General features: G+C 72.2%; 14 protein-coding genes. 2 read left to right on the top strand and 12 right to left on the bottom strand.

The window, feature by feature from the left end; all coding sequences use genetic code 11:
• Window positions 1-3: 3 nt before the first annotated feature.
• The 6 genes from NRK68_RS25965 to NRK68_RS25940 form a co-directional block, all read right to left on the bottom strand.
• On the bottom strand, window positions 4-423 hold the full coding sequence (locus NRK68_RS25965) for an OB-fold nucleic acid binding domain-containing protein (protein ID WP_183068304.1): 420 nt from the start codon (window positions 421-423) through the stop codon (window positions 4-6).
• A gap of 25 nt (window positions 424-448) precedes the next feature.
• A complete protein-coding gene (locus tag NRK68_RS25960; RefSeq protein ID WP_183068303.1) occupies window positions 449-1,135 on the bottom strand; it encodes a response regulator in 687 nt (228 codons plus the stop codon).
• Window positions 1,132-3,765, bottom strand: a complete 2,634-nt coding sequence (locus tag NRK68_RS25955; RefSeq protein ID WP_183068302.1) for a DUF4118 domain-containing protein — start codon at window positions 3,763-3,765, stop codon at window positions 1,132-1,134. The genes NRK68_RS25960 and NRK68_RS25955 overlap by 4 nt, the downstream gene beginning before the upstream one ends.
• A gap of 213 nt (window positions 3,766-3,978) precedes the next feature.
• Window positions 3,979-4,764, bottom strand: a complete 786-nt coding sequence (locus NRK68_RS25950) for a DUF3710 domain-containing protein (protein WP_183068301.1) — start codon at window positions 4,762-4,764, stop codon at window positions 3,979-3,981.
• 1 nt (window position 4,765) lies between these two features.
• Entirely contained in the window at window positions 4,766-5,311 is a 546-nt protein-coding gene (gene dut, locus NRK68_RS25945; RefSeq protein WP_046779605.1) for a dUTP diphosphatase, read from the bottom strand.
• Entirely contained in the window at window positions 5,311-5,895 is a 585-nt protein-coding gene (locus NRK68_RS25940; RefSeq protein ID WP_183068300.1) for a PaaI family thioesterase, read from the bottom strand. The genes dut and NRK68_RS25940 overlap by 1 nt, the downstream gene beginning before the upstream one ends.
• Before the next feature lie 58 nt (window positions 5,896-5,953).
• On the opposite strand from NRK68_RS25940, the gene NRK68_RS25935 reads away from it, so the two are divergent.
• Window positions 5,954-6,412: a DUF3093 domain-containing protein gene (locus tag NRK68_RS25935; protein WP_257856893.1), complete on the top strand. Its 459-nt coding sequence runs from the start codon at window positions 5,954-5,956 to the stop codon at window positions 6,410-6,412.
• A gap of 46 nt (window positions 6,413-6,458) precedes the next feature.
• On the opposite strand, the gene NRK68_RS25930 is transcribed toward NRK68_RS25935, so the two are convergent.
• The 4 genes from NRK68_RS25930 to NRK68_RS25915 all read right to left on the bottom strand — a co-directional run bounded on the left by NRK68_RS25930 (window position 6,459) and on the right by NRK68_RS25915 (window position 9,980).
• The gene (locus NRK68_RS25930; protein ID WP_257856891.1) at window positions 6,459-7,385 is read right to left on the bottom strand and encodes an EcsC family protein; all 927 of its coding nucleotides are present in this window, start codon (window positions 7,383-7,385) and stop codon (window positions 6,459-6,461) included.
• A gap of 12 nt (window positions 7,386-7,397) precedes the next feature.
• Window positions 7,398-7,694 carry a DUF4193 domain-containing protein gene (locus tag NRK68_RS25925; protein WP_030036261.1) on the bottom strand — a complete coding sequence of 99 codons (297 nt, stop codon included), beginning with the start codon at window positions 7,692-7,694 and terminating at the stop codon, window positions 7,398-7,400.
• 383 nt (window positions 7,695-8,077) lie between these two features.
• Complete coding sequence (locus NRK68_RS25920; protein ID WP_183068297.1) at window positions 8,078-9,322, bottom strand: sensor histidine kinase; 1,245 nt, start codon at window positions 9,320-9,322, stop codon at window positions 8,078-8,080.
• 4 nt (window positions 9,323-9,326) lie between these two features.
• A complete protein-coding gene (locus tag NRK68_RS25915; protein ID WP_030036265.1) occupies window positions 9,327-9,980 on the bottom strand; it encodes a response regulator transcription factor in 654 nt (217 codons plus the stop codon).
• Window positions 9,981-10,226: 246 nt separating this feature from the next.
• Here NRK68_RS25915 and NRK68_RS25910 point away from each other — a divergent pair, with 246 nt between their 5' ends.
• A complete protein-coding gene (locus NRK68_RS25910) occupies window positions 10,227-10,406 on the top strand; it encodes a hypothetical protein (RefSeq protein WP_183068296.1) in 180 nt (59 codons plus the stop codon).
• Window positions 10,407-10,503: 97 nt separating this feature from the next.
• On the opposite strand, the gene NRK68_RS25905 is transcribed toward NRK68_RS25910, so the two are convergent.
• Both NRK68_RS25905 and NRK68_RS25900 read right to left on the bottom strand, forming a co-directional pair.
• Window positions 10,504-11,265 carry an inositol monophosphatase family protein gene (locus tag NRK68_RS25905; protein ID WP_220819365.1) on the bottom strand — a complete coding sequence of 254 codons (762 nt, stop codon included), beginning with the start codon at window positions 11,263-11,265 and terminating at the stop codon, window positions 10,504-10,506.
• Between the two features lie 58 nt (window positions 11,266-11,323).
• Entirely contained in the window at window positions 11,324-12,478 is a 1,155-nt protein-coding gene (locus NRK68_RS25900; RefSeq protein ID WP_183068295.1) for a ferrochelatase, read from the bottom strand.
• Window positions 12,479-12,630 lie beyond the last annotated feature (152 nt).

Raw genomic sequence — 12,630 nt, 5'->3', positions numbered from 1 at the left:
CGGTTACTGCTCCTGTCCGAGCGGTCGGAGTTCGTACTTCGGGTTGAACAGCACCCGACGGCCGTGGCTCAGCGAGATGCGCCCCGAGGCGATCATGCGTCGCCCGGGCTCGATTCCCACGATCGAGCGACGCCCGAGCCAGACCACGTCCAGCGCGCCGGAGCCGTCGAACAGCTCGGCCTCCAGGGCGGGGACGCCCGCTCTGGGCCGCAGGGTGACCGTACGCAGCGTGCCGGTCACCTTGACTATCTGGCGGTCGTCGCAGTCGCAGATCCGCGTACAGCCCGCGGCCTCTGCGTCCTCCTGCAGCTCCGCCGAATGCAGCTCCTCCTGCGAGGTCGACAGCCGCTCGATCATCCGGCGGAACCGGCCCGCCGGCCTGGCCGGCTTCGCGAGCTTCTCGGGACGCGGTTCAGCACTCATACAGGAAAGCCTACCGGCGCGCCCACTACCGCTCGAAGCGGTATCCCATGCCCGGTTCGGTGATGAAGTGCCGCGGACGTGAGGGGTCCGCTTCCAGCTTGCGCCGCAACTGGGCCATGTAGACCCGCAGATAGTTGGTCTCGGTGCCGTAGGACGGACCCCAGACCTCCTGGAGCAGCTGCTTCTGGCTGACCAGCTTGCCGCCGTTGCGGACCAGGACCTCCAGCAGGTGCCACTCGGTGGGCGTCAGCCGTACGTCGCGTCCCTCGCGCACCGCCTTCTTGGCGGCCAGGTCCACCGTGAAGCCCTCGGTCGCCACGACCACCTCGTCCTCGCCGGACCCGGCGGCCGGTTCGGCCCGGCGGACGGCGGCGCGCAGCCGGGCCAGCAGTTCGTCCATCCCGAAGGGCTTGGTCACGTAGTCGTCGGCGCCCGCGTCGAGGGCCTCGACCTTCTCGTCGGAGCTGTGCCGGGCGGAGAGGACCAGGATGGGTACGCGGGTCCAGCCGCGCAGCCCCTTGATCACCTCCACCCCGTCCATGTCCGGCAGGCCGAGGTCGAGGACGACCACGTCGGGGTGGCGTGCCGCCGCGAGTTCCAGCGCGCCGGCGCCGTCGGTCGCCGCGTCGACCTCGTACTTGCGTGCCTTGAGATTGATCACGAGGGCTCGGACGATCTGCGGCTCGTCGTCCACCACGAGCACCCGGGTCATTGAGGTCCTGCCTTCTGTCGCGTCCTCCGGTCACGGTCGTGACCGGTCTGCGGTGCGTCCGCACCAGGGGGGCCGTCCTCGCCGCCGCTTGCGTCGGCGTCCACCGTGCCACGGGCCGGCGCGGGGTGGTGGGGCACGGCGCGCAGGGTCAGCACCATGGTCAGCCCGCCGCCGGGGGTGTCCTCGGCTGCGAGGGTGCCGTCCATGGATTCCGTGAATCCCCGGGCGACGGCCAGCCCGAGGCCGACTCCGGCGCCGCGCGGCGCGTCCCCGTACCGCTGGAAGGGGGCGAAGATCCGGTCCTTGGCCTCGTCGGGGACGCCCGGGCCGCGGTCGACGACCCGCACCTCGACGCGGTCGCCGAGGCAGCTGGCCGCCACCAGCACCGGCTTTCCGGCCGGGCTGTACTTGACGGCGTTCTCCACGACGTTGGCCACGGCCCGCTCCAGCAGACCGGGGTCCACCGCCACCATGGGCAGCGACTCGGGTACGTCCAGCAGCACGCTGTCCTCCGGTACGCCGCCGAGCGCCATCGGGACCACCTCATCGAGGTCGATCTCCCGGATCAGCGGGGTGACGGTCCCGGTCTGCAGCCGGGACATGTCCAGCAGGTTGCCCACCAGGTGGTCGAGGCGGTCGGCCCCGTCCTCGATGCCCTCCAGGAGTTCGGTCCGGTCCTCGTCGGACCATTCCACGTCGTCGGAGCGCAGTGAGGTCACGGAGGCCTTGATGGAGGCCAGCGGGGTCCGCAGGTCATGGCTGACGGCGGCCAGCAGGGCGGTCCGGATCCGGTTGCCCTCGGCCAGCCGGCGGGCCTCCTCGGCCTCGCCGACCAGCCGCTGGCGGTCCAGGACCACGGCCGCCTGGGCGGCGAAGGCGCCGAGCACCCGGCGGTCCTCGGCGGGCAGGACCCGTCCGGAGAGGGCCAGTGCCATGTGGTCGCCGATGGGCATGTCCACGTCGGCGTCCTCGGGCCGGGCGACGGGATGGGGGCCGACGCTGCCGGCCGGTTTCCAGGGCTCCAGGTCGTTCTGCCGCTCCAGCAGGGCCACCGACTCCATGGCGAAGGTCTCGCGCACCCGTTCCAGCAGCGCGTCCAGGGTGGTCTCCCCCCGCAGCACGCTCCCGGCGAGGAAGGAGAGGATCTCGGACTCGGCGCGCAGCCGGGCGGCCTGGTGGGTGCGCCGGGCGGCGAGGTCCACCACCGAGGCCACCGAGACGGCCACGCCGAAGAAGACGGTGATGGCGACGATGTTCCTGGGGTCGGAGACGGTGAACCGGTGCAGCGGCGGCGCGAAGAAGTAGTTCAACAGCAGCGAGCCGAGGGCGGCGGAGGCGAGGGCCGGCCGGAGCCCGCCCAGCAGCGCGGCGGTCACCGTCAGCGCCAGGAACAGCAGCATGTCGTTGGCGAGCCCGAGGTCGGCCTCGATGTGCGTGAGCAGCAGGCACAGCAGCACGGGGAAGACCGTTCCGACCATCCAGCCGGCCAGCACCCGGTTGCGGCCGAGCTGGGCCGCGGAGCGGGCGACGGGCAGGCCGCGCCCCTTGGCGGCCTCCTCGTGCGTGACGATGTGGACGTCGAGGTCGGGTCCCGAGTCGCGGGCGACACTGGCGCCGACACCGGGACCGAAGAGGTACTGCCAGGAGCGGCGGCGGCTGGAGCCGAGCACGATCTGGGTGGCGTTGACTCCGCGCGCGAAGGCGAGCAGGGCGTCGGGGACGTTGTCGCCGATGACGTGGTGAAACGTTCCTCCGACGTCTTCGACCAGCGTCCGCTGGACCGCGAGCTCCTTCGGTGAGGCCGCGGTCAGGCCGTCGCTGCGGGCGATGTAGACGGCGAGGATCTCGCTGCCCGAGCCCTTGGCGGCCATCCGTGAGGCACGCCGGATGAGGGTGCGGCCCTCGGGCCCGCCGGTGAGGCCGACGACGATCCGCTCCCGCGCCTGCCAGGTGGAGCGGATGCCGTGCTCGCCCCGGTACTGCTGGAGGTACTCGTCCGCCCGGTCGGCCACCCACAGCAGCGCGAGCTCGCGCAGGGCGGTGAGGTTGCCGGGCCGGAAGTAGTTCGAGAGGGCCGCGTCCACCCTCTCGGGCTTGTATATGTTCCCGTGCGCCATGCGCCGGCGCAGCGCCTGCGGGGACATGTCGACCAGCTCGACCTGGTCGGCCCGGCGGACGACCTCGTCGGGCACGGTCTCCCGCTGCCGCACCCCGGTGATCGACTCGACCACGTCCCCGAGGGACTCCAGGTGCTGGATGTTGACGGTGGACACCACGTCGATGCCGGCCCGGAGCAGCTCCTCCACGTCCTGCCAGCGCTTGGCGTTGCGCGAGCCGGGAACGTTGGTGTGCGCGAGCTCGTCCACGAGCGCTATGGCCGGCCTGCGGGCGAGGAGCGCGTCCACGTCCATCTCGGTGAAGGAGGCACCGCGGTGGCGCAGGGTCCTGCGTTCGACCTGTTCGAGGCCGTGGAGCAGGACCTCGGTCCGCGGCCGCCCGTGGTGTTCGACGAAGCCGACGACGCAGTCCGTGCCGCGCTCCGCCCTGCGGTGCCCCTCGGAGAGCATCGCGTAGGTCTTGCCCACACCGGGTGCCGCGCCGAGGTAGATCCTGAGCTTGCCGCGTCCCATGGGCTCATTCTCGGGGACGTCCGGACCGCGCACGCACCGATCACGGGCCCCGGGCCGATCCCTGACGGATCCCTGACGCGGGGCGGGCGCCGCACCGCCGCGGCCGGGCAGCGGCATGCGAAAGCCGGTGGGCCCCACCCGAAGGAGTGGGGCCCACCGGCTGCGGAGCACGACGCACCCCCCTGTGCGCGGGGGCGGTCCGGTCGGCCGGCCTCAGCGGACCTCGGTGATCTCCGGGCCGCGCTCGAGCTGGCCCATGCCGCCGCCGAAGCGGGAGCCTTCCTGCTCCTCCGTCGTCTGCACGCCGTCCGGCACCATCTGGGCGTCGTTCGGCAGCTTCAGGACGATCGGGTCGCGCGGGGCCATCGGGCCGTCGCCGCGGACGACGACGGTGTCCCGGAAGATCTGCTCCAGCACGCCCGCCGACTCGGGGCGCACCGCGCCCTGGCCGGAGATGACGCCCCGCAGGAACCAGCGCGGGCCGTCGACGCCGACGAAGCGGACCAGCTGGGCGCCGGTCTGCCCGTCCGGCAGCGGTACGGGGACCTGCGCGCGCAGCTCCCAGCCCAGCGAGCCCTGGACCTCGTCGATGATGCCGCCCTGCTGGGTGATGCCCGCGGCGATCTCGTCGCGGACCTCGCCCCAGATGCCCTCCTTCTTGGGCGCGGCGAAGGCCTGCAGCTGCACGGCACTGTCGCCCAGGACCACCGTGGCGGCCACGATCGCGTCCCCGGCGACCTCGACGCGCAGTTCCATGCCGTCGACACCGGGTACGAAGATCCCGCCCAGGTCGACCCGGCCGTCGGCCGGGTTCCCGAGCACCTCGGAGACGTCCCACGGGCCGTCCGGCCGCGGGGCCGGGGGCAGGTTGATCCGGCGCGGGGCGGCCTCTTCCGGCTCGCCCGCGTCGTCCTGCTCAGAGGCGGCGACGCCGTCTACGACCTGCTCGGCCGCGCCGCCGTCCTTGGCGGAGTCGTTCTTCTTGCGACGTCCGAACACGTCACTGTCCTTCCCGGTCGGTTACGACCGAAGCGTAGCCATTCCCACCCTGCTGACCAGCCCCGGATCCGGCCACGGCCGCATGACCGCCGGTGGAGCCGAAACCCCCCTCGGCCCGGGCCGAGCCGGGAAGTTCCGCCACCTCGTGGAAGCGCACCTTCTCGACCCGCTGGACAACCAGCTGGGCAATGCGGTCGAAACGCTCGAACCGGACGCTCTCGCGAGGGTCGAGATTGACCACGATCACCTTGATCTCTCCACGGTACCCGGCATCCACCGTCCCCGGGGCATTCACGAGCGCGAGCCCGCAGCGCGCGGCCAGGCCCGACCGCGGGTGCACGAAGGCCGCGTACCCGTCGGGCAGGGCGATCGCCACCCCGGTGGGCAGTACCGCGCGCTCACCGGGCTCCAGTACGGCGGCCTCGGTCGTGACGAGGTCGCAGCCGGCGTCACCAGGGTGACCGTACGCCGGAATGGGGACCTCCGGGTCGACGCGGCGGATCAGGACGTCGACGTCGTGGCGGGATCCGTTGCTGTTCAGGGACATCAGGGGTTCACCTCGAAGGCGCGTGCGCGCCTGACCTGGTCCGGGTCGGCCATGGCCGCCCGGATCTCCTCGGGCCGTCCGTTGTCGATGAAGTGGTCGACCTTCACTTCGATGAAGAGCGCGTCGGCGCGGACCGCGACCTCGCCCTCCGGCCCGCCTATCCGGCCCACGGCCGTGCAGTAGATCTTGCGGCCGGCGACGGCGGTGACCTCGGCGTCCAGGTGCAGCAGGGTGCCCACGGGCACCGGCCGCACGAAGTCCGTCTCCAGCCGCCCGGTCACGGCGATCACGCGCAGCAGCCAGTTCAGCGAGCCCAGCGTCTCGTCGAGTGCGGTGGCGAGCACCCCGCCGTGGGCGAGCCCGGGCGCGCCCTGGTGGGCGGGCTTGACGGTGAACTCGGCGGTGACGCGCACGCCGTCGCCGGCCCGGGCCTCCAGGTGGAGTCCGTGCGGCTGGCCGCCGCCGCAGCCGAAGCAGTGCTCGTAGTGGGCACCCAGGAGCTCACCGGGTGCCGGCGCGTCGGGGTGCCGGACCGGTGCGGCGGCATCGGCCGGGGGCGTCAACGCTGTGTTTCGTCCACTCACAGCCGCAGACCTTACCCGCGCGGCTACCCACCGGTCGCCTCGTGGCAGGCTTGACGGCATGCAGCTCTCCACCGCGCACCACGACGAACGTCTGACCGCCCCCCGCTCCTGGTGGGGCATCGCCGTCATGACCGGCCTCGCGGGGGCGCTGATGCTGCTGCCCCTGGGCACGCTGCCGCTGCTGGCCGGTCTCGTCGGGGGCACCGCGCTGGCCGGGCTGCTGGTGAGTTCGTACGGATCCGCGCGCGTGCGCGTGGTGAACGGGGCGCTGGCCGTCGGCGACGCGCGGATCCCGGTGTCGGCGCTGGGCGAGCCGGAGATCCTGGACGCCGAGGAGGCGCGCGCCTGGCGCACGTACAAGGCGGACACCCGGGCTTTCATGCTGATGCGCAGCTACGTGCCGACGGCGGTCCGCATCGAGGTCACCGACCCCGCCGACCCGACCCCGTACGTCTACGTCTCCACCCGCGAGCCGCAGGCCCTGGTCGCGGCCCTGCGCGCGGCGGGGGCGGCCTGACGGCACCTGCCCGGAGCCGCCGCCGGACCGCTCGGGGCGGAGCGCGTCAGTCGCGCGTGAAGTACTCCGGACCCTCCAGGGCTGCCCTGGTGGCCTCGGGAAGGGGCTCCAGGGGCCGTTCCAGGGGCGGCAGGGAGCGCAGGGCCTCCCAGGCCACCGCCTGTCTGCGCAGGTCTCCACGGACCTTCTCGGCGAGTTTGCGGGTGTCGCGGCGGTTCATGACCGCTCCGACCGCAGCGCCGACCATGAACGGCATGAGGTTGGGCAGGCTGCGGATCATCCGCTTGAGGATCTGCTGGCGCAGTTCGCGCTTCATCTGCCCGCCGAGCGCGGCGTTCAGCGTGGTGGGCTTGGTCAGGTCGACCCCGCGCTCCTCGGTCCACGCCGTCAGGTAGGCGAACGTGCGCTCCTTGAGGTTGCCGTGCGGCCGCCGGCCGTAGACCTCGTGGAGTTCCGCGATGAGCTTCAGCTCGATCGCCGCGACGCCGGTGATCTCCGCCGCGAGTTCGGCGGGCATCGCGGGCGGCACGGGCAGCATGGCCGCCGCGCCGATGCTCGCCCCGACGGTCGCCGAGGCGGCGCAGGCACCCGAGATCAGCTTGTCGGCCAGCTGGTCGGGGCCGAGGCCGGGGAACTGCGCGCGCAGCGTCGCGAGGTCCCGGACGGGAACGCGCGGTGCGTTCTCGATGATCCTGTCGGTGACGTAGAGGGCGGCGCCGCGCACGCCTTCGCCGCCCTTGCGCACGCCGTTCCTGACGGCTTGCAGCCGACGGGCACCGGGGCCGCGCCGGGGCCCTTCGCCGGGCTCCGCGTCCGACGCCGCCGGGGCGGCGGCGGGAACGGCGAGTGCCGCACTGGCGGAGCCGCCGGGGGCTTCGGGACCCGTCTCCGGGTCCGTGGTCACCACCTGCGTCTCCGCCGGATCACCTTGCTTCCGGAAGAGGCCCTTCCGAAACGGTGTCGAGCCAGCCACGGCCGACGCCTCTCAGTCGCAGTCGCGACAGATCGGCTGGCCGTTCTTCTCGCGCGCCAGCTGGCTGCGGTGGTGCACCAGGAAGCAGCTCATGCAGGTGAACTCGTCGGCCTGCTTGGGCAGGACCCGAACGGCCAGCTCCTCGTTGGAGAGGTCCGCACCGGGAAGCTCCAGGCTCTCGGCCGAGTCGAATTCGTCCATGTCGACGGACGAGGACGACTTCTCATTGCGTCGAGCCTTGAGCTCTTCGATGCTGTCGTTGTCGACGTCGTCGTCGGTCTTGCGCGGGGTGTCGTAGTCCGTTGCCATTGTTCGCTCTCCCCCTCTGGGTGTTAGCGGTGTCTCAGCGCACGTAACGCACGAGAGGCCGGACTTGTGCCCGACCTGAGGCGGAGATTTTGCCTCACATCAAGGTCTGTTACTCAATCGACACCCAGCCGCCCGCCGGAAGGGGCGATCGGCTGGGATGACGACCGGGACCGTACACGGTCCGGGCGCCGTCTTGCACAAACGCCACCCCGTGTATTTCCCGCCATTCGGGGGGCCGGAAACCCGGACTTCCCGGGCGTTCCGGCCTCCCCCGAGTCACCGAACGCACAGGGCCGGACACCGGCCACTGTGATCGATCACACAGGGACGGATGCATTCAGAGGCCATGGATTCAGCCAAAAGCGAACACAGGGTGGAGGGTCTCACAAAGGCAGAGTGACACGCATCACGAGGCCACCGCCCTCCCGGGGCATCGCCTGGATCCTGCCGCCGTGTGCGCGCGCCACGGAGCGCGCGATCGACAGACCCAGCCCGACACCCTTGTCACTGCCCGTACGCTCCGTACGCAGCCGCCTGAACGGCTCGAAGAGGTTGTCCACCTCGTACGCGGGAACCACGGGACCCGTGTTCGACACCAGGAGCACCGCCTGGCCGTGCTGGGCCTCGGTGGTGACCTCCACCCAGCCACCCTCCGGCACGTTGTACCGGACGGCGTTCTGCACCAGGTTGAGGGCGATCCGCTCCAGCAGGACGCCGTTGCCCTGCACGACGGCCGGCGCGCGCTCACCGCGGATCTCCACACCCTTGGCCTCGGCCTCGCCGCGCACCTGGTCGACGGCGCGCGAGGCGACCTCCGCCAGGTCCACGGGCTTGCGCTCGACGATCTGGTTCTCGCTGCGGGCCAGCAGCAGCAGGCCCTCGACCAGCTGCTCGCTGCGCTCGTTGGTGGCGAGCAGGGTCTTGCCGAGCTGCTGGAGCTCCACCGGGGCGCCCGGATCCGACAGGTGCACCTCCAGCAGGGTCCGGTTGATCGCCAGCGGCGTCCGCAGCTCGTGCGAGGCGTTGGCGACGAACCGCTGCTGGGCCGTGAAGGCCCGCTCCAGCCGGTCGAGCATCTCGTCGAAGGTGTCGGCGAGCTCCTTGAGCTCGTCGTCCGGCCCGTCCAGCTCGATCCGCCGGGTCAGGTCGGAGCCGACCACCCGGCGGGCGGTACGGGTGATCTTGCCCAGCGGCGAGAGCACCCGGCCGGCCATCGCGTAGCCGAAGGCGAAGGCGATGATGCTCAGCCCCAGCAGAGCCATCAGCGAGCGGCTCAGCAGGTCGTCCAGGGCGTGCCTGCGCTGTTCGAGGATGCACTGGCCGATCGCCGCGTTGAACTGGTCGGGAGTGAGTTCGAGCCCCACCACTCCCGGACAGGAACTGCTGGTGACCTTCACCTGGCCGCCGACGATCTGGAACGGCAGGGCGTTGCCCTGCCGCAGGGCCTGCGCCGCCAGCAGATAGATGATCGACAGCAGCAGGATGCCCGCGATCAGGAACATCCCGCCGTAGAGCAGGGTGAGGCGTATCCGGATGGTCGGCCTCAGCCACGGGAAGGGACCCTCGGGCTGGCCGGGGTCCCAGGTCGGTTTCGGTGGCGCCGTCGGTGGCGCCGGAGTGGTCGCCACGCGGTCAGATCCGGTATCCGGAGCCGGGCACCGTCACGATGACGGGCGGCTCGCCCAGCTTGCGGCGCAGGGTCATCACCGTCACGCGCACCACGTTGGTGAACGGGTCGGTGTTCTCGTCCCAGGCCTTCTCCAGCAGCTGCTCGGCCGAGACCACGGTCCCCTCGCTGCGCATGAGGACCTCCAGGACCGCGAACTCCTTCGGGGCCAGCTGCACCTCGCGGCCCTCACGGAACACCTCGCGCCGGTTCGGGTCCAGCTTGATGCCGGCCCGCTCCAGTACGGGCGGCAGCGCGACGGTGGTGCGCCGGCCGAGCGCCCGCACCCGGGCGGTGAGCTCGGTGAAGGCGAAGGGCTTGGGCAGGTAGTCGTCCGCCCCGAGCTCCAGGCCCTCCACGCGGTCGCTCACGTCGCCGGAGGCGGTCAGCATCAGCACCCGGGTGGGCATGCCGAGCTCGACGATCTTCCGGCAGACGTCGTCACCGTGGACGAGCGGGAGGTCCCGGTCCAGCACGACCACGTCGTAGTCGTTCACGCCGACCCGCTCCAGGGCGGCGGCGCCGTCGTACACGACGTCCACGGCCATGGCCTCCCGGCGCAGGCCGGTGGCCACCGCATCGGCGAGCAGCTGCTCGTCCTCGACGACGAGTACGCGCACGTCGTTTCCTTCCTCCGAGCCCAGAAGGGCACACGTGTATTGCGTCGTACATCCTGCCCGTTTCGGCCGTAAACCGGCTGTAAGACGGGTCCTGCGGGGGCTCACGGGGCGGAAGTGAGGATTCCCTGGCCTTGAGAGGTTTCTGTGCCCGGAGTGCCGGGGAGGACGTGAGAACACCCCATCCACTCCCTGACGGCGGTATTGCCACGTGCCGCCGCCGACCCACGAAGAGGGGGCGAACCCATCATGGACGCATTCAGCGCGGGTCTCCTGCAGCGCATCAGGGCCACGCAGTCGGATCTCAGGCACGCCCGTGAGACGGGCGACGACTTCCTCGCGGAAGTGGAACAGGCGGAGCTGGAAGACCTCCAGCGCTTGGCCGCCGAGCACGGCGTCCCGGTCTCGGCCGCCGCTCCCGCCTGCTGACCGGTCTGCCGGACGGCTGCTGAGCGCCGGCTCCAGGACGTGCGTGGACCCCGGCCGCCCCCTCGGGCGGCCGGGGTCCACGCACGTCCGGCCGCGCTCAGTCGTGCCAGGCCCCGGCCTCCTCCAGCAGCGGCTGGAGCGAGGCGAAGACCGCCGGGGTGGCGGCCAGGGCCAGCTCGCCCGAGGCCGGCTCCCCCGGGCGGCCGCCGGTCACGGCACCCGCCTCGCGGGCGATCAGCTCCCCCGCGGCCAGGTCCCACGGGTTCAGGCCGCGCTCGTAGTAGCCGTCCAGGCGCCCCGCGGCCACGTCGCACAGGTCCAGCGCCGCCGAGCCGCCCCGCCTGATGTCCCGCACCAGCGGGATGATCCGCTGCGCCACGTCGGCCTGGTGCGCCCGCCGGGTCTGGACGTAGGCGAACCCGGTCCCGACCAGCGCCTGGTCCAGCGGGGCCGCCGGACGGCAGGCGAGGCGTGCCGGGCCCAGCCAGGCGCCGCCGCCGAGGACGGCGTGGTAGACCTCGCCGCGCATCGGCGCCGCCACGACGCCGACCACGGTTTCGCCCTCGTACTCGGCGGCGACGGACACGCCCCAGCTGGGAAGCCCGTAGAGGTAGTTCACGGTGCCGTCCAGCGGGTCGACGACCCACCGCACCCCGCTGGTCCCCGGGGTGTCCGCGCCCTCCTCGCCCAGCAGCCCGTCCGCGGGGCGCCGCTCGGCGAGGATGCCGGTGATCAGCTTCTCCGCCGCGATGTCCATCTCGGTCACCACGTCGATGGGGCTGGTTTTCGTCGCCGCCACCGCCAGATCGGCCGGCCGGCCGTCGCGCAGCAGGGCCCCGGCCTGCCGGGCGGCCTCCATGCCGACCGCCAGCAGTTCGGCCTTCAGTTCTTCGGAGATCACGGTTCCCCTCCCCTTCCTAGGCGTACGGGCTGTCCGCGCCCGCGGCGGCCGGCCGCGGCGCCCGCGCCGGGCAGCAGCCCACCGCGCACAGGTCGTGGCTCTGTCCGAGCGTGCCCACCCAGCACTCCTGCGCCGCCTCACCGCGCTCCCTGGCGGCCCGCTCCAGGACGAGCTCCCGTACGGCCTCGGCGAAGCGCGGGTCGGCGCCGACGGTCGCGGAGCGCGCGACGGGCAGACCCAGCTCGGCGGCCTTGGCGGTGGCCTCGGTGTCCAGGTCGTACAGGACTTCCATGTGGTCGGAGACGAAGCCGATGGGGACCATGACCACGGCGGGGGCGCCCTCGGCGTGCAGGGTCTCCAGGTGGTCGCAGATGTCCGGCTCCAGCCACGGGATGTGCGGGGCGCCGCTGCGGGACTGGTAGACGAGCCGCCAGGGGCGGGCGACGCCGGTGCGCACCGCGACCTCGTCGGCGATCACCCGGGCGACGTCGAGGTGCTGCTTGACGTACGCGCCGCCCTCACCGCCCTCGGTGTGGTCCGGGGCGGGGCCGGAGGTGTCGGCGGCGGCGGTCGGGATGGAGTGCGTGGTGAAGGCGAGGTGCGCGCCGGCGCGCACCTCCTCGGGGAGCGCGTCGAGCGAGGCCACCACGCCGTCGATCATGGGCTCCACGAAGCCGGGGTGGTTGAAGTAGTGGCGCAGCTTGTCGACGCGCGGCAGCTCGACGCCCTCCTGCTCCAGCGCGGCCAGCGCGTCGGCGAGGTTCTCGCGGTACTGCCGGCAGCCCGAGTACGAGGCGTAGGCGCTGGTGGCGAGGACCGCGATCCGGCGGCGGCCGTCGGCGGCCATCTCGCGCATCACGTCGGTCAGGTACGGGGCCCAGTTCCGGTTGCCCCAGTAGACCGGCAGGTCCAGCCCGTGACCGGCGAAATCCTTGCGCAGCGCGTCGAGCAGCTCGCGGTTCTGACGGTTGATCGGGCTGACCCCGCCGAAGCCGAAGTAGTGCTGCCCGACCTCCTTGAGCCGCTCGCGCGGGATGCCGCGCCCGCGGGTGACGTTCTCCAGGAACGGCACGACGTCGTCGGGTCCTTCGGGACCGCCGAAGGAGAGCAGCAGGAGTGCGTCGTACGGGGCGGCGGACTCGGCGCCGGGGGCACGGAACTGGTCTGACATGCCTCGAATCCTGCCACCCGGCCTCTCCCCCCGGTAACGGACCCGGGTCCGTCTCACACGTCGGATGGCAGGTAAGGTCACCCTAAGTTCCTGTCCGTCGCATTCCCCGTGCGAGCGCTTCACCGGCAGACGTAACCTGTGTGAGCCAATCC

Origin of the sequence: Streptomyces yangpuensis (assembly GCF_024666385.1) — a bacterium.
Classification (GTDB): domain Bacteria; phylum Actinomycetota; class Actinomycetes; order Streptomycetales; family Streptomycetaceae; genus Streptomyces; species Streptomyces yangpuensis.
This window is presented reverse-complemented; position numbering and strand designations above follow the sequence as displayed.